Source organism: Gemmiger sp. An194, assembly GCF_002160145.1.
Taxonomy (GTDB): Bacteria; Bacillota; Clostridia; order Oscillospirales; family Ruminococcaceae; genus Allofournierella.
Map to the genome: position 1 here is coordinate 142,995 of NZ_NFKA01000002.1, position 15,768 is coordinate 158,762.

Below are 15,768 nucleotides of genomic sequence, written 5' to 3' on the forward strand. Positions count from 1 at the left end.
ACCATGCGTAAGATCGCCGTTTTGACCGACTCTGCCTGTGACATTCCTGTGGAACTTCAGGAAAAGTACGGCATCGACATCCTGCCCTTCACCATCACGCTGGACGGCGTGAGCTATGTGGAGCGCAAGGATTTCACCTTCGACCAGTACTACCAGATGCTGCGGGACGCCAAGGGCACCCCCAGCACCGCCCACATCACCGCCATGCAGTTCTGCGACCAGTTCTGCAAATATCTGGATGAGGGCTACACCGATGTGCTGTATGTGAGCATCAACTCCACCGGCAGCGCCACCCACGACGCCGCCATGATGGGCGTGGACCTGCTGAACGAGGAGCGCCCCGGCCACGAGCTGCGGGTGCATATCGTGGACAGCCACACCTATTCCTTCATCTACGGCTGGCCGGTCTGCGAGGCCGCCCGCCTTCTGCGCAACGGCGCTGAGCTGGAGTATGTGATGAACATGCTGAACGAGCGCTTTGCCCGGGCCGAGGTGGTGCTTTCCGCCTTCAGCCTGAAGGTGATGAAGAAGAGCGGCCGTGTTTCGGCTGCCGCCGCCTTCGCGGGCGAGCTGCTGGGCCTGCGCCCCATCATCAGCCTGATCGACGGCAAGAGCAAGGTGGAGGCCAAGGTGCGCGGCGATGCCGCCGTGCCCGGCGCGCTGATCAAGTACGTGCGCAGCCGCGTGGACAACATCGACGAGGACTTCGAGTACATGATCGCCTGCACCGACATTCCCGCGGTGGATGACCTGATCAAGCAGTGCAAGAAGGAGTTCGGCCACGGCCCCCTGCATGTGTTCAAGCTGGGCGCCGCGGTGGCCAGCAACACCGGCCCGGACACCATCGCCATCACCTACCTGGGCCGTCCCCGCCGCTGATTTTTCCATTGCAACAAAAATGCCCCGGCAGCCGCCGGGGCATTTTTTGTTTGCTTGTTGTTCAGGCCCTTCCCTCCGAGCCTGCCAGCCGGATGATCCGCTTCACATCCTCGCACAGGGCGTCGCTGGCGTACTGACTCACCTTCCAGGAATGGCCCTGGTGGTCCAGCTCATCCATTGCCCGCCGGTAGTGCTCCAGATACCGCCAGCGGATCTCGGTGCCGAAGTTGATCTTGGCCACGCCCAGCCGGATAGCCGCTTTGACCAGCTCCTCCTCCATACCGGTGCAGCCATGCAGCACCAGCGGAAGATCGGTAAAGGCGCGCACCTGCTCCAGAACCTCCAGATGGATGTCCGGCTTGCCCTTGTAATAGCCGTGGGCATTGCCGATGCCGATGGCCAGAGTATCCGGCTGGCACAGCTGCAGAAACCGGCGCACCTGCTCGGGACGGGCGATGTTCCTGTTCTCCAACGCCACGCCGTTTTCCAGCCGGAGCAGCTCGCCCACCTCCGCCTCCACCGGCACCGCCCGATCCCGGGCCATGGCCAGCACCCGGTTGGTGAGGGCGGCATTTTCCTCCACCGGCAGGCGGGAGCCGTCGATCATCAGGCTGGTGAAGCACAGCTCCAGCGCCTGGGCACAGAGCTCCGCGCTGTCGCCGTGGTCCAGATGGATGGACACCGGCACATCCACCTGCCCGGCGCACCATTGGGCGGTATGCACGAACCAGTCGTGGCCGGAGTAGGCCCCGGTGCCCGGGTAATGGGCCAGGATCATGGGGCTGCCCAGCTCCTGAGCCGCCTTGCAGCAGGCCCGGATGATATCATAGTTGCCGCCCTGGGTGTTGATGGCGGGAATGGCATAGCCCTCCCGGGCGGCTTTGCGCAGCTGGTCCAGATTGTTGGTCAGCATGGCCTGCTCTCTCCTTTCCAAACGACACGACGACACGGCGGCCGCTGCCCCATTGCCGGGGCAGGGCCGCCGTGAAACAGAATTCTTTTGCTTACAGCTGAGGCTTGAAGGTGACGAAACGGCGCAGCTCCTCGCCGATCAGCGGGCGGCACCAGTCCACAAAGGCGGGGGTCACATCCCGGCCGTCTGCGCTGATGAACTCATCCGGCAGCTTGCGCTCGTGCAGCATCACCTGCTCCACCGGGATCAGGAAGGTCTCGGACTTATAGACCGGGCCGGGCACACGGCGGAAGCCCACCATCACGCCGTTCTCCCCGTTCAGGGCGGCACGGCAGGCCTCGGCACCGGCGATCACCGCCTCCTCCCGGTCCACGCTGGACTGGAAGGCAATGGAGGACCGGTTGCAGATGCCCGGCTTTTCGCTGCGGGCCTTGATGCCCAGCTTCTGGATCACCAGATTGGCCAGATGGGCGCTCACGTCGCCGTAATAGACCGAGCGGCCCACCTGGAAGATGGGCGGCACGATGGAGGAGCCGTCCGGATTGCACAGGCCCTCGCTGGTCACGATGACCACGCCGCCCTTTTTGCTGTGCAGCTGCTGCACCCGCTCCAGGAATTCCTCCTCAATGAAGGGGCGCTCGGGCAGGTAGATCATGTCCGGGCCGTCGCCGTTGCCGCTGCGGGCAAGGGCGCTGGCCGCGGCGATCCAGCCCGCGTTGCGGCCCATGGCCTCGATCACGCACACATGGATGGGCAGGCTGCGCACATCCTGGCTCACCTCGCTGGTGATGGCCGCGATGTAACGGGCAGCGGAGCCGAAGCCCGGGGCATGATCGGTGACGGCGATGTCGTTGTCGATGGTTTTGGGAATGCCCACCACCCGCACGTCCACGCCCTCGGCCACGCAGGCCTTATAGAGCTTGCCGCAGGCATCCATGCTGCCGTTGCCGCCGTTGAACAGCACATATTTGATGTTGTGCTTTTTGCAGATGCGGGCCATGTTGGCGTAGTCCTCGGCCTCCAGCGGGTCCCGGCTGGTACCGATGGCCGAAGCCGGGGTCTGCAGCAGCAGGCGCAGCTCCTCCTCGGGCACGGCGCTCAGCTCACAGAACTGCTCCCGCAGCATACCGCCGCTGCCGCCGATGGCACCATACACCTTGTCCACCTGATCCGGGTGCTTTTTGGCTTCGGTCACCGCGCCGTACAGCGAGGAATTGATCACGGCGGTGGGTGCGCCGCCGTGTACGATCAGCAGATTTCCTTTCATCGCTTTTCTCCTTGTCTTATGTGTTCTTGCGTTGAACGTTTTCCTATATGCAATGGCAGGCCCGCCGGGGGCCGCCAGAACCTACTTATTCCACCGCCGTGCTGGCCCGGCAGATCAAACGGGTGTACACCCGCACCGGTTCGGGCACCTGGCCCTGTTCGATCATGGTCTTGAGCATATCCACCGCGATGCGGGCGATCTCGGCCCGGGGGATCTCCATACTGGTGAGCGGGGGCGCCACATACTGGCCCAGGCTGGAGTTATCAAAGCCGATGACCGCGATATCCTGCGGGATGCGTTTCCCCTCCGCCTGAGCCGCCTGCATGGCAATGCAGGCCACCTTGTCGTTTCGGCCGAAGATGGCGTTCACCGGCCGACCGCTGCGCAGATACGCCCGCACCCGCTCAGCCAGCTGCTCCGGGCTGCCGCATCCGGTGATGATCCGGCTTACCGGGTCCGCGCAGTAACCGCTCTCCTGCATCTGGTGCACAAAGCCCCGGTAGCGCAGATCGTCCATATTGCTGAAATTGCCCCGGGCGCTGTAGCGGTCGATGTACAGGATATCTCTGCGGCCCAAGCCCCCCAGATACTGCACGCACTCCCGCGCGCCCTCGTACAGGCCGTTGTCGATCCGGCCCGCGCCCTTCACCTGGGAATAATCCCGGTTTTCCAGCAGAACCACCGGGATATTGGCATCCACGAACCGCTGGATAAACGCCTGGGGGAAGCTGACCGAGCTGATGATCAGACCGTCCGGCCGGCGGCCGATGATCTCGTTCACAAACTGCTCGGTGTTCCGGTTGGAGCACAGCGACACCATGTAGCCCAGCCCGTAGGCGCACTGGTCCAGCTCGTTCACCAGCAGGCTGAAGTGCTCGGTGACGATCTGGTCCGCGATGAAGATGATCTGGTTGCTGCTCTTGCCCTTCAGGGCCCGGGCGATGCTGTTGGGCCGGTAGTTCAGCTGGCGCACAGCCTCCTCCACCCGGCGGCGCTTCTCCTTGTCCACATATCGATTGTTGTTGATCACATAAGAGACCACCGTCTCGCTGACTCCGGCCAGACGCGCCACATCCTTGCGGGTGACCTGCTTGAATTTTGATTCCATGCTGCGACCTCCTTCATCTAAACACGAGTGTATCTCTCTTCCCTCATTATAAATCCACTGCATGCCGCCGTCAAATAAAACGCGGCGCATCCCTGTAAAATTTTCAGGAGCTTTTTATTGCACTTTGACGATACTATTTGATATAATACCGGTATGCGCCGCAAGGCGCAAGAGCAACTTAGGATTTTAGGCTCGCCCGGGTTTTGCCCGGGCCCACCCGTTTGGACCTGGCAGTGCCAAACGGATAAAATCTTTCTGCCGGAGTGTAATCATGAATACGAAACGTCTTGTCCGCGCGGCCATGGTGGCCGCAATTTACGTGGTGCTCTGCCTGGTGCTGGCCCCCCTCAGCTACGGCGCCGTGCAGGTTCGCCTGGCCGAGATGCTGTGCCTGTTGCCGGTGTTCGGTGCGGAGTACATTGTGGCTGTGACCCTGGGCTGCTTTTTGGCCAACCTGTTGGGCTCCACCCTGGTGGATGTGGTGTTCGGCACCGCTGCCACTCTGGTGGCCTGCCTGGTAACCTACGCGGTGCGCAAGATGCGCGTGGGTGGTCTGGCCATTCCCTCCGCGATCCCTCCCATTGTGAGCAATGCGGTGATCGTGGGCGCGCTGGAGCTCACCTTCTTTCTGCCCGGCGTCACCGGCACCGCTGCGCTGGCGGCCTGGAATGCCCTGACCGTGGGCATCGGCGAGGTAATCAGCTGCGGCATTCTGGGCGTGGCCCTGGTGAAGCTGATGGAGAGCAACGCCGGCCTGCGCCGCCTGTTCTGCGAATGAGCCGTTTCTTTTAAAACGAAAAAAGGAGGCCGCCATGAAACCGAGTCTTTTGATCTGGGACTGGAACGGGACCCTGCTGGACGATGTGGCCCTGTGCAACCAGTGCCTGAACGATCTGCTGGCCGGGCACGGCTACGCCCAGCGATACGACGCGGCCGCCTACAAGGAAATTTTCGGATTTCCCATCCAGGACTATTATGTCCGGGCGGGCTTTGATTTCAGCCGCCACCCCTACGAGGAGCTGGCCGAAATTTACATGGCCCAATACCTGCCCGCCGCCGAGGGCTGCGGGCTCTGCCCCGGTGCCCGCGAGGCGCTGGAGTGGGCGAAGGAGTCCGGCATCCGCCAGGTGATCCTTTCCGCCTCCCAGCTGCCCATCCTCCGCCGCCAGGTGGAGGAGCGTTCGCTCTCTGGCTTCTTTGATGAGTTGCTCGGCCAGAGCGACATCTACGCCCGGGGCAAAAAAGAGACGGGCCTTTCCTATTTAAAGGAAAGCGGCATCGACCCGGCCAGCGCCATGCTGGTGGGTGACACCCTGCACGACTTCGAGGTGGCCCGGGCCATGGGCACCGGCTGCGTGCTCTGCGCCGCCGGACACCAGAGCCGGGCGCGGCTGGAGGCCGCCGGGGTGCCGGTGATCGGCACTCTGAACGAGCTGCCCGCCTGCCTGGAACAGCTTTGATCAACAGAACAAAAATGCCCTCCCGGCCGGGAGGGCATTTTTATTACAAGATAAGCTTCAGGCCACGAACAGGAACACCGCCAGAAAATGGAGCAGGCTTCCTGCCAGAATGAACAGATGGAACAGCTCGTGGAACCCCCAGTTGGGGCCCAGGTTGGGGCGCTTGGCGATGTAGATCACCGCACCCACCGAGTAGCTGATGCCGCCTGCCGCCACCAGTGCCAGGCAGGCGGTGGGCATGGAGGCAAAGGCGGGCAGATCCACCAGAATGGACCAGCCCATGGCCAGATAAATCAGGGTGCCGATCCAGCGGGGTGCGTCCAGCCAGACCAGCTTGAACAGAATGCCCAGAAAGGCCGCCGCCCATAAACAGCCCAGGAAAATTTCCCGCTCTCCGGCGGGCATATAGGCCACACAGAAGGGCGTATAGCTGCCCGCGATGAGCACATAGATCATGGCGTGGTCCAGCTTGCGCAGCCGCCGCAGCGGCGCCGCCGCGCACAGTGCGTAGTGATAGATGCTGCTGGCGGAGTACAGCGCCACCAGCGAAAGGCCGAACAGGGCTACCCCCGCCAGCACCAGCGCGCTGGAGCCCTGCCACAGGCTGCGGCCCACCAGCAGAAAGGTGGCGATCACACCGCCCACAGCACCCCAGAAATGGGTGTAGCTGCTCATGGGCTCACGGCCCTTTGCAAAATACCGGCTCATTCAATCCCCTCCCCGAGTTCATCTCGTTTTAAAAACTATGTTCTATTGTTAGTATAACCACTTTATGCAATAAAATCAATGTCTGACAAAAAAATTAACAAATATTCCACCCCCTCGCTTTGACAGGGGGCCATGGATGATGTATGATATTAGAATAGCGTAGTATGGGCTTTCTATACACGCACGGCGCCGCCCCTTTGTGCGGCCGCTTTTGTGTATCAACGATATAGAGAAGAATGTGAGTGATCGATTTGGCATTTTTAGACAAGCTCTTCGGTTCCTTTTCCGACAAGGAGCTGAAAAAGATCCGCCCCATCGCCGATAAGGTGATCGCGCTGGAGAGCGAGATGGCCGCCAAGACCGACGCGGAGCTGCAGGCCATGACCCCCGCGCTGAAGGAGCGGCTGGCAAACGGCGAAACGCTGGACGATATCCTGCCCGAGGCCTTTGCCGTCTGCCGTGAGGCCAGCTGGCGTGTGCTGGGCATGAAGCACTTCCCCGTGCAGATCATCGGTGGTATCGTGCTGCATCGCGCCTGCATCGCCGAGATGCAGACCGGTGAAGGCAAGACCCTGGTGGCCACCCTGCCCGTTTACCTGAATGCACTGGCCGGCAAGGGCGTGCACGTGGTGACCGTGAACGATTACCTGGCCCGCCGCGACTCCGAGTGGATGGGCAAGCTGTACCGCTGGCTGGGCCTGAAGGTGGGCCTGATCGTGCAGGGCATCACCAACGAGCAGCGCCACGCCGCCTATAACGCGGACATCACCTACGGCACCAACAACGAGTTCGGCTTCGACTACCTGCGCGACAACATGGTGGTCTACAAGGAGAACATGGTGCAGCGCGGCCACTTCTTCGCCATCGTGGACGAGGTGGACTCCATCCTGATCGACGAGGCCCGTACTCCCCTGATCATCAGCGGCAAGGGCGACGATTCCAGCGACCTGTACCAGCAGGCCGACGCCTTCGCCAAGACCCTGAAGATGAGCAAGATCGTGGAGCTGGACGACAAGGAGGACCAGGACGCCCAGGTGGACGGCGACTACGTGGTGGACGAAAAGCACAAGACCGCCACCCTGACCCAGTCCGGCGTGAAGAAGGCCGAGGCCTACTTCCATGTGGAGAACCTGGCCGATGCCGCCAACATGACCCTGGCCCACCACATCAACCAGGCCATCAAGGCCCGCGGCGTGATGCAGCGGGACATCGACTACGTGGTGCGTGACGGCGAGGTCATCATTGTGGACGAGTTCACCGGCCGACTGATGATCGGCCGCCGCTACAACGAAGGCCTGCATCAGGCCATCGAGGCTAAGGAGGGCGTGAAGGTTGCCGCCGAGAGCAAGACTCTGGCCACCATCACCTTCCAGAACTACTTCCGCATGTACGAGAAGCTGGCCGGCATGACCGGTACCGCCAAGACCGAGGCGGACGAGTTCATCGAGATCTACGGCCTGCAGATCGTGACCGTGCCCACCAACAAGCCCCAGCTGCGCAAGGACGAGCCGGACAGCGTGTACAAGACCGTAAAGGGCAAGTACGACGCGGTGGTCAAGCAGGTTGCCGAGTGCCACGCCAAGGGCCAGCCCGTTCTGGTGGGTACCGTGAGCATTGAAAAGAGCGAGACCCTGAGCAAGCTGCTCAGCCGCCAGGGCATCAAGCACAACGTGCTGAACGCCAAGAACCACGAGAAGGAAGCCGAGATCGTGGCCCAGGCCGGTAAGAAGGGCGCCGTGACCATCGCCACCAACATGGCCGGCCGTGGTACCGACATTATGCTGGGCGGCAACGCCGAATACATGGCCAAGGCCCAGCTGCGCAAGGAAGGCTTTGCCGAGGAGCTGATCGTGGAGGCCGACGGCCACGGCGAGACCGACAACGAGGACATTCTGGCCGCCCGCGCCCGCTTCAACGAGCTGCTGGCTGCCCACAAGGCCGAGATCGCCAAGGAGGCCGAGGAGGTACGCGCCGCCGGCGGTCTGTACATCATCGGCACCGAGCGGCACGAGAGCCGCCGCATCGACAACCAGCTGCGCGGCCGTTCCGGCCGTCAGGGCGACCCGGGCGCTTCCCGCTTCTTCCTGAGCCTGGAGGACGACCTGATGCGTCTGTTCGGCGGCGAGCGGGTACAGAGCCTGATGGACACCCTGGGCCTGGACGACGAGACCCCCATCGAGAACAAGATGATCACCAACACCATCGAGGGCGCCCAGAAGAAGCTGGAGGCCCAGAACTTCAGCACCCGTAAGAACGTGCTGCAGTTTGACGATGTGATGAACAAGCAGCGTGAGATCATCTACGGCCAGCGCCGCCAGGTGCTGAACGGCGAGGACCTGAAGGAAACCCTGCGCACCATGATGAAGGACAACATCGAGGGCAGCGTGGCCACCTTCTGCGCCGGTGATGATTCCTCCGCCTGGGATCTGGCCGCTCTGCGCCGCCACTACCTGGGCTGGCTGACCATGGACAGCGACCTGCACTACGAGGAGGACCAGCTCAAGAGCCTGAAGCGTGAGGACGTGAGCAAGTTCCTGCTGGATCGCGGCACCCTGATCCTGGACGGCAAGGAGAAGAAGTACGGCTCCAATATCATGCGTGAGCTGGAGCGTATGTGCCTGCTGCGCAACGTGGACACCAAGTGGATGGACCACATCGATGCCATGGACCAGCTGCGTCAGGGCATCTATCTGCGCAGCTACGGCCAGCGCGACCCCGTTGTGGAATACCGTCTGGAAGGCTTCGAGATGTTCGATGCCATGATCGATAACATCAAGGAAGACACCGTGCGCATGCTGCTGACCATCGAGCTGAAGATCCAGCCCCAGCAGCAGGCTCCCGTAGTGGAGCGCACCCAGGTTGCCAAGCCCACCGGCGACGCTGCCACCCCGGGCAAGAACGTGAAGGCCACCAGCTCTTCCGGCCCCATCAAGGTGGATAAGATCGGCCGCAACGATCCCTGCCCCTGCGGCAGTGGTCTGAAGTGGAAGAAGTGCACCTGCAAGGAGTACCATCCCGACCTGTAAGCCAGTAAAATAACCGCCCGCCGGACTCTTTCGCTTGAGTCCGGCGGGCGATTTGTTTTTGATCGTTTTTGATAAAAGAAAAGCCGCGGTTCCGGCAAAGCATCGGAACCGCGGCCTTTTTCGTTTTATTTGCGGGCGCACTCGCCGCCCTCACCCCGCATCAGGGTCAATGCGTGAGGAATCACATCCAGGAACACATCCATGCTCTCCTGCACCGCCTTGGGGCTGCCGGGCAGGTTGACGATCAGGGTCTTGCCCCGGATCACCGACACACCCCGGCTGAGCATGGCCCGGGGGGTAATCTGCATGCTGGCCGCCCGGATGGCCTCGGCAATGCCGGGCGCATTCCGCTGGGCCACTGCCATGGTGGCCTCGGGGGTCACGTCCCGGGGGGCAAAACCGGTGCCGCCGGTGGTGAGGATCAGGTCCAGCTGGCGCTGGTCGCACAGGCGGATCAGCTGCCGTTCCAGCACCGTCTGTTCATCCGCCAGCAGCAGGGCCTCCACCACCTGGTAGCCCTTTTTCTCCAGCCGCTTCACAATGGCCGGGCCGCTTTCGTCCTTCCGCTGGCCCTGGGCCCCCTTGTCGGACAGGGTGATCACCGCCGCCTGGAAGGGCCGCACACCGGTGCGCTCGGCCAGCTGCATCTCGTCGCCCACTGTGATCTCGCCGCCCTCCAGCACCCGGGCGAACACGCCCTCCCGGGGCATGATGCAGTCGCCCATGGCCTTGTAGATCTGGCAGTGATTGTGGCACTCCTTGCCGATCTGGGTGATCTCCAGCAGCACGGAGCCGCAGCGCAGCAGGGTGCCCACCGGCAGCGCCCGGAAGTCAAAGCCCTCCACCACCAGATTTTCACCGAAGGCCCCGTAGTCCACCTGTGCGCCTTTTTTCCGGAAGGCCCGGATCTTTTCCTCGCCCAGCAGACTCACCTGCCGGTGCCAATTGCCGCCATGGGCATCGCCCACCAGGCCCCACTCGGGGGTGAAGGCGGCTTTTTCCACCGGGTGCTTGGCCACGCCCCGGGCTTCGGACACACAAATCGCTTTTACGGTTCCCATTCTTTGTTATCCTCCGATCTGCGCCATGCGGCGGTGTTCTGTGATCTCATCGTATTTGTCAAAGCAGTGGTGGGCGGGCTTTTGCTCCACCGCCCGGGCGATGGCCGCCCGCAGCGCCTCATCCGATGCGCCGGTGCGCAGCAGCGCCCGCAGATCCACCGAGGCGTCGTAGCACAGGCAGGGCTTGAGCTGTCCGGTGCTGGTGAGCCGCAGCCGGTTGCACTGGTCGCAGAACCGGTGGCTCACTGCGTCGATCCAGCCGATGCGGCCCTGCAGGCGCTCGCTGGCCTCGTAATGGGCCGGGCCGTTGCCCCGCCGCTCGTTCACCGGGTTCAGGTCCGGCCAGCGCTCCAGCAGCAGTGCCCGGGCCCTTTGCGGCGGCAGGCCGCCGCCTGCGCCGCCCTCGCCGATGGGCATCAGCTCGATGAAGCGCACATCCAGCGGCCATTGTTCCGCCATTTCCGCCAGCGGCACCACCTCCGGCTCAGCGCTGGCCAGCAGCACGCAGTTCAGCTTGGTGCGGATGCCCGCCGCCATGGAAGCACGCACGCCCCGCAGCACCTTGTCCAGCACATCAAAGCCAGTGATGGCCGCGTAGCGGGCCGGGTCCAGCGCGTCGATGCTCACGTTCACCGCGTCCAGCCCCGCCCGGGCCAGCGGCAGTGCCAGCTCCTCCAGCAGCACCCCGTTGGTGGTCAGGGTCACCTGGCCGCAGCCCGGCAGGTTTTTCAGCTGCTCCACGAATTCCACCGCGCCCCGGCGCACCAGCGGCTCGCCGCCGGTGACCTTGAAGTTGCAGATGCCCAGGCTGATGGCCGCCCGCGCCGCCCGCAGGATCTCCTCATAGCGCAGGATCTCCGGATGGGGCACAAAGTCCGCCCCATCCGGCATGCAGTACCGGCAGCGCAGATTGCACCGGTCGGTAAGTGAGATCCGCAGATAGTCAATGCTGCGGCCGTAACGATCCTTCATCGGGTCGATTCCCCTTTCCCGCGCCGGGCAGACCTCTCCCGGGCGGATTCCTTATATTTTAATAAATATAACGCCTTTTATTAAAAAAGTCAATGAACACCCGGCCCGCCGGGTGGTCCTCACAGGCCCAGTGCCTGCAGGACCACCACCGCGGCGGCGCTCACCGCCAGAGCGGGCAGATAGTTCAGGGTTTTGATCTGCTTGATGCCCAAGATTCCCAGGCCGGAGCTGAAGATCAGCGCGCCGCCCACCAGACTCAGCTCGGTGAGCAGTTCCGTGGTCACATAAGGGGCAATCGCGCCGGACAGCAGATAGATGGCCCCCTGCCAGCAGAAGAGCACAAGCGCCGCCAGCGCGATGCCGATGCCGAAGGTGGAGGCCAGCACTGTGGAGGTGATGCCGTCCAGCACGGCATTGGTGAACAGATAGGTATTATCCCCCTGCAAGGCGCTCTGCATGGGGCCCAGAATGCTCAGGGTCCCGGCGCAGAACAAAAGAATAGCGGTGGAAAGCCCCTTGCCCAGTTCGCTGCCGCCCGCCAGCGGCAGCTTGTCCACCGCTTTCTGGAACAGACTGTCCAGCGAGATGGCGGTGCCCAGCACGCCGCCCACGGCCAGACTCACGATGAACAGCACCGAGTAACGGCTTTCAGGCATGGCCTGCACCACCGAGTTTACCCCCAGCAGGGTGGCCGCCAGACCCATGCCGTTCATCAGAGCCTCCTTGTAGCGTTCACCCAGGCCGCTTTTCAGCCGGCTGCCCACCAGACTGCCCGCCAGAATGGTGGCTGTGTTTGCAATGGTTCCGATCATATTGCTCTCTCTTCCCTCCCCGATTTGTTTGCCCCCGCGCTCAGTCCCGCAGTGTATAGATCACGCTGGGCCGCCCGCCGGTGGAGTAGTCCACCCGGGAATCGGCCCGGCCGCTTTCCGCCAGGTAATGCACATAATGCCGGGCAGTCACCGCCGAAAAGCCGGTCTTCATGGCCAGCTGCTCGCAGGTAAGGCCCTGGGGGTTTTCCCGCAGGCAGGTGCACACAGCCTCCAGCGTTTTGGGCTGCAGGCCCTTGGGCAGCGGCTTCTCCTCCGGCTTGTCCTCTGCCGGGACCACAGCGGCGCCCCGGTGCAGCAGCTCGTCCAGCTGCTGCTGGTTCACGCTCTGGGCACGAATGGCCTGCCTGCGCCGGTCAAAAGCGTCCAGCGCCTGGCAGAACCGCTCATATTCAAAGGGCTTGACCAGGTAATCCACCACACCCAGCCGCATGGCCGCCTCCACGGTGGCGGTGTCGCTGGCGGCGGTGATCATGATCACATCGGTGCTCACCCCGGCCGCCCGCAGTTGGCGCAGCACATCCATTCCGTCCATCCGGGGCATGTACATATCCAGGATCACCAGATCCGCCGGGTGGCTGCGCAGGTATTCCAGCGCGGCCCGGCCATCCGGGCATTCCCGGCACACCTGAAAGCGCGGGTCCTTTTCGGTATAGCGGCGGTTGAGCATGGCCACCATGGGGTCATCCTCCACGATCACAACCTGGTACAATCTCTCTCCTCCTTTTCCTGCTTATCCTCTGTATTCTCTTCCTGGGGCGGGATGTGGATGGTGAAGGTGGTACCCAGCCCCACCACCGATTCCACCCGCACATCGCCGCCGTAGGCCTGCACGATGCTCTGCACCAGCGCAAGACCGGTGCCCCGGCCCTGCCCCTTGGTGGAAAAGCCCTGCTCAAACATCCGCTGCCGTACCTTGGGCGGAATGCCGCAGCCGGTATCCTCCACGCAGATGAGCAGGCCCTGTGCCTCCTCCTGGATGCAGACCTCCACCTCCCGCACCGCGCCGTCCGCCACATTCTTGAAGGAATCGAAGGCGTTCTCGATCAGGTTGCCCAGCACCGAGATCATGGCGTCGGTGGGCAAACAGCGGCTGCCGTGAGGGAAATGGCTGGAGGCATCCAGCCGGAAGACCACCCGCAGCTCCTGGGCACGGCTGAGCTTGCCGATGAGCAGCGCCGCCACCGCGGGCTCCTGGATGCGGCCGGTGATGCCGCCCATGGACTGGGCCCGCACCTTGGTCAGCTCCAGCACATAGCGCTCGGCCTCCTTGTATTCCTCCAGCTGCAGAAGGCCCAGAATCACATGCAGCTTGTTCATAAATTCGTGGGTGTTGGCCCGCAGCGCCTCCACCACGTGGTTCACGCCGGTCAGGTCCTCGGCCAGGCGCACCATCTCGGTGCGGTTGCGGAAGATGGCCACCGCGCCCACGGTGCGGCCGTTTTTCACAATGGGCATCCGGTCCGCCAGAATCTTCACATGCACCAGCGATTTGAGGGGCACATTGTATTCCGCCTTACCGCTGTGCAGCACCCGGTCCAGGGTGCTGGCCGAATAGACCTGATGCAGCGGCTGGCCCACCGCCTCATCCACCGACAGCTCCAGCATCTGCTTGGCCGCCGCATTCAGATAGATGATGCGCTCGTTTTCGTCAATGGCCATTACGCCCTCTTCCAGCGCATCCCAGATATCCGCCCGCTGGACCATCAGCCGGTACAGGTCCTCGGGCTCATAGCCCGCCAGCTCGCTTTTGATGTAGCGGGCCAGCCGCCGGGCCCAGAAGCCGCCGATGCACAGCGCCACCGCCGCAATGAGCAGGTACTGCAGCACGGTCCCGGCCACCATCCGGTATACCGACCGCATGTAGACCCCCACCACCGCATAGCCCAGCAGGTTGCCCTCCTGATCGAAGACCTTGGCGCAGGCGCAGCGCTCCATACCGTTTTCGGTCTCGCCCTCCTGCAGAAAAACCGGGTCGGTCCTGCTCGGGTCCGGCTGGACCACTCCCTGCAGCCCGCTGCGGGTGCTTGCCCCAGCCAGCATGGAGCCCTCCGTATCGATGACCACCGCCACGTCCAGGTCGTTCACCCGGCGCACCACCTGCTGCAGCAGCGCCGTGACCGACTGATCGCTGCCGCCCTCCAGCAGGCCCCGCACATCCTGGGTGCGGGCCAGCAGATAGGCCACATCCATCATGCTCCGGTCCATCATCTGGTGGCTGGAGCGCAGGTTCAGCCACAGGCTGCTGCCCATGGCAATGAGCACCGTGAGCACGATCACCATCACGCTCAGAGTGACCAGCTGAGCATTCAGGGTCTTTTTCAGATGAGCAAGCAGTTTCACGGCCGGTCCCCCTCCCCTATTTCAGGCGATATATGTAATATGATAGCACATTTTCCCCCCTGCGCCAAATGCTCCGCCGGAGCAGAGAGCATCTTTCGTACAGGTTTTCCACAATGAAAACAACTGTTGTGCAAACCGCCAACCATATTTTTCAAAGACGCTTTTTTTACTTTTTTTACTTTCGTAAGCCTTACACTTCCGGGGCGTTTGTCATAGAATAGGCAGGTACCGAAAAGGGGGGAGATTTATTGGATATCAAGGAAGAACTCATCGAAGCGCTGCAACCGAAAACCGCCTTTGAGATCCCGCTGTTCGGCGGAATCCCGGTGCCGGAATCCGCACTCAACAGCTGGATTCTCATCGCGCTCTTCACCATTTTCTGCATCTGGCTGACCCACGGCATGAAAAAGGTGCCCGGCCGCCGGCAGATGGTGGCGGAAATTCTGGTTGGGTTCATCAACAACTTCTGCAAGGACAACCTGGGCGAACACTGGCGCACCTTTGCGCCCTACATTGGCACCATGGGCATCTATCTGGTGCTGGCGAACCTGTCCGAGTTCATCGGCCTCACGCCGCCCACCAAGGACCTGAACGTGACCGCCGGTCTGGCTTTTCTGGCAGTTCTGCTGATCTACGGCTCCAGCTTCCGCATCAAGGGCCTGAAGGGCGGCCTGCACAAGTTTGTGGAGCCCTCGCCCATCGTGGCGCCGCTGAACATTCTGGAGATCGGCATCCGGCCGCTGTCGCTGTGTATGCGACTGTTCGGCAACGTGTTCGCAGCCTTCATCATCATGGAGCTGGTGAAGATGCTGGTTCCCATTGCAGTGCCCATTCCCCTGAGCCTTTACTTTGACGCATTCGACGGTATCATTCAGGCGGTGGTGTTCGTGTTCCTCACGACCCTGTTCCTGAGTGAAGCCATTGAATAAAACCATCTTACTTTAAAAATGTATTGAATTTTAGGAGGAACTTATTATGACTACCGCTTTTGCTGCCGCTATCGCCGTTCTGGTTGGCCTGGGTGCCGGTATCGGCATTGGTTTTGCCACCGCCAAGTCCAACGAAGCCATCGCCCGTCAGCCTGAGGCTGCCAGCAAGATCAGCAGCAACCTGCTGCTGGGCTGCGCTCTGGCCGAGGCCACCGCGATCTACGGCTTCCTGATCGCCATCCTGCTGATCTTCATGCAGTAATCGAGGGGGC

The 15,768-nt window shown here is 62.4% G+C and carries 15 protein-coding genes and 1 riboswitch; of the genes, 6 read left to right on the forward strand and 9 right to left on the reverse strand.

The genetic code is table 11. The annotated features are described in order from the left end of the window. Positions 1–3: 3 nt before the first annotated feature. Complete coding sequence (locus B5F28_RS01885; protein ID WP_247643375.1) at positions 4–879, forward strand: DegV family protein; 876 nt, start codon at positions 4–6, stop codon at positions 877–879. Positions 880–940: 61 nt separating this feature from the next. Here the strand turns inward: B5F28_RS01885 and B5F28_RS01890 are convergent, their stop codons facing one another. The 3 genes from B5F28_RS01890 to B5F28_RS01900 all read right to left on the reverse strand — a co-directional run bounded on the left by B5F28_RS01890 (position 941) and on the right by B5F28_RS01900 (position 4,167). Then, positions 941–1,792 (reverse strand): class II fructose-bisphosphate aldolase, encoded by an 852-nt coding sequence (locus B5F28_RS01890; protein WP_087292751.1) that lies wholly within the window; start codon positions 1,790–1,792, stop codon positions 941–943. A 91-nt stretch (positions 1,793–1,883) separates the two neighbouring features. Further along, on the reverse strand, positions 1,884–3,059 hold the full coding sequence (locus B5F28_RS01895) for a diphosphate--fructose-6-phosphate 1-phosphotransferase (protein ID WP_087292754.1): 1,176 nt from the start codon (positions 3,057–3,059) through the stop codon (positions 1,884–1,886). A gap of 85 nt (positions 3,060–3,144) precedes the next feature. After that, entirely contained in the window at positions 3,145–4,167 is a 1,023-nt protein-coding gene (locus B5F28_RS01900; protein ID WP_087292756.1) for a LacI family DNA-binding transcriptional regulator, read from the reverse strand. 171 nt (positions 4,168–4,338) lie between these two features. Next, a riboswitch (PreQ1-III riboswitch) is annotated at positions 4,339–4,431 on the forward strand. Between the two features lie 7 nt (positions 4,432–4,438). Between B5F28_RS01900 and B5F28_RS01905 the strand changes: the two genes are divergently transcribed. Together B5F28_RS01905 and B5F28_RS01910 are read left to right on the forward strand one after the other, a co-directional pair. Further along, positions 4,439–4,945, forward strand: a complete 507-nt coding sequence (locus B5F28_RS01905; RefSeq protein ID WP_087292759.1) for a QueT transporter family protein — start codon at positions 4,439–4,441, stop codon at positions 4,943–4,945. A 34-nt stretch (positions 4,946–4,979) separates the two neighbouring features. Further along, positions 4,980–5,627 (forward strand): HAD family hydrolase, encoded by a 648-nt coding sequence (locus B5F28_RS01910; RefSeq protein ID WP_087292762.1) that lies wholly within the window; start codon positions 4,980–4,982, stop codon positions 5,625–5,627. 57 nt (positions 5,628–5,684) lie between these two features. Here the strand turns inward: B5F28_RS01910 and trhA are convergent, their stop codons facing one another. After that, positions 5,685–6,335: a PAQR family membrane homeostasis protein TrhA gene (trhA, locus tag B5F28_RS01915; RefSeq protein WP_087292765.1), complete on the reverse strand. Its 651-nt coding sequence runs from the start codon at positions 6,333–6,335 to the stop codon at positions 5,685–5,687. 251 nt (positions 6,336–6,586) lie between these two features. On the opposite strand from trhA, the gene secA reads away from it, so the two are divergent. Then, a complete protein-coding gene (gene secA / locus B5F28_RS01920) occupies positions 6,587–9,361 on the forward strand; it encodes a preprotein translocase subunit SecA (protein WP_087292966.1) in 2,775 nt (924 codons plus the stop codon). Positions 9,362–9,486: 125 nt separating this feature from the next. Here secA and B5F28_RS01925 read toward each other — a convergent pair whose 3' ends face one another. The 5 genes from B5F28_RS01925 to B5F28_RS01945 form a co-directional block, all read right to left on the reverse strand. Then, entirely contained in the window at positions 9,487–10,422 is a 936-nt protein-coding gene (locus B5F28_RS01925; protein WP_087292768.1) for an MOSC domain-containing protein, read from the reverse strand. Positions 10,423–10,428: 6 nt separating this feature from the next. Continuing rightward, the gene (moaA, locus tag B5F28_RS01930) at positions 10,429–11,394 is read right to left on the reverse strand and encodes a GTP 3',8-cyclase MoaA (RefSeq protein WP_087292772.1); all 966 of its coding nucleotides are present in this window, start codon (positions 11,392–11,394) and stop codon (positions 10,429–10,431) included. 119 nt (positions 11,395–11,513) lie between these two features. Then, complete coding sequence (locus tag B5F28_RS01935; protein ID WP_087292775.1) at positions 11,514–12,206, reverse strand: DUF554 domain-containing protein; 693 nt, start codon at positions 12,204–12,206, stop codon at positions 11,514–11,516. A 40-nt stretch (positions 12,207–12,246) separates the two neighbouring features. Next, positions 12,247–12,936, reverse strand: coding sequence for a response regulator (locus B5F28_RS01940; RefSeq protein WP_087292778.1), 690 nt, complete (start codon positions 12,934–12,936; stop codon positions 12,247–12,249). After that, positions 12,921–14,567 carry an ATP-binding protein gene (locus B5F28_RS01945; protein ID WP_087292781.1) on the reverse strand — a complete coding sequence of 549 codons (1,647 nt, stop codon included), beginning with the start codon at positions 14,565–14,567 and terminating at the stop codon, positions 12,921–12,923. The genes B5F28_RS01940 and B5F28_RS01945 overlap by 16 nt, the downstream gene beginning before the upstream one ends. A gap of 248 nt (positions 14,568–14,815) precedes the next feature. Between B5F28_RS01945 and B5F28_RS01950 the strand changes: the two genes are divergently transcribed. After that, positions 14,816–15,496 (forward strand): F0F1 ATP synthase subunit A, encoded by a 681-nt coding sequence (locus tag B5F28_RS01950; protein WP_087184099.1) that lies wholly within the window; start codon positions 14,816–14,818, stop codon positions 15,494–15,496. A 46-nt stretch (positions 15,497–15,542) separates the two neighbouring features. Further along, the gene (gene atpE, locus B5F28_RS01955) at positions 15,543–15,758 is read left to right on the forward strand and encodes an ATP synthase F0 subunit C (protein ID WP_058963829.1); all 216 of its coding nucleotides are present in this window, start codon (positions 15,543–15,545) and stop codon (positions 15,756–15,758) included. Positions 15,759–15,768: the final 10 nt, after the last annotated feature.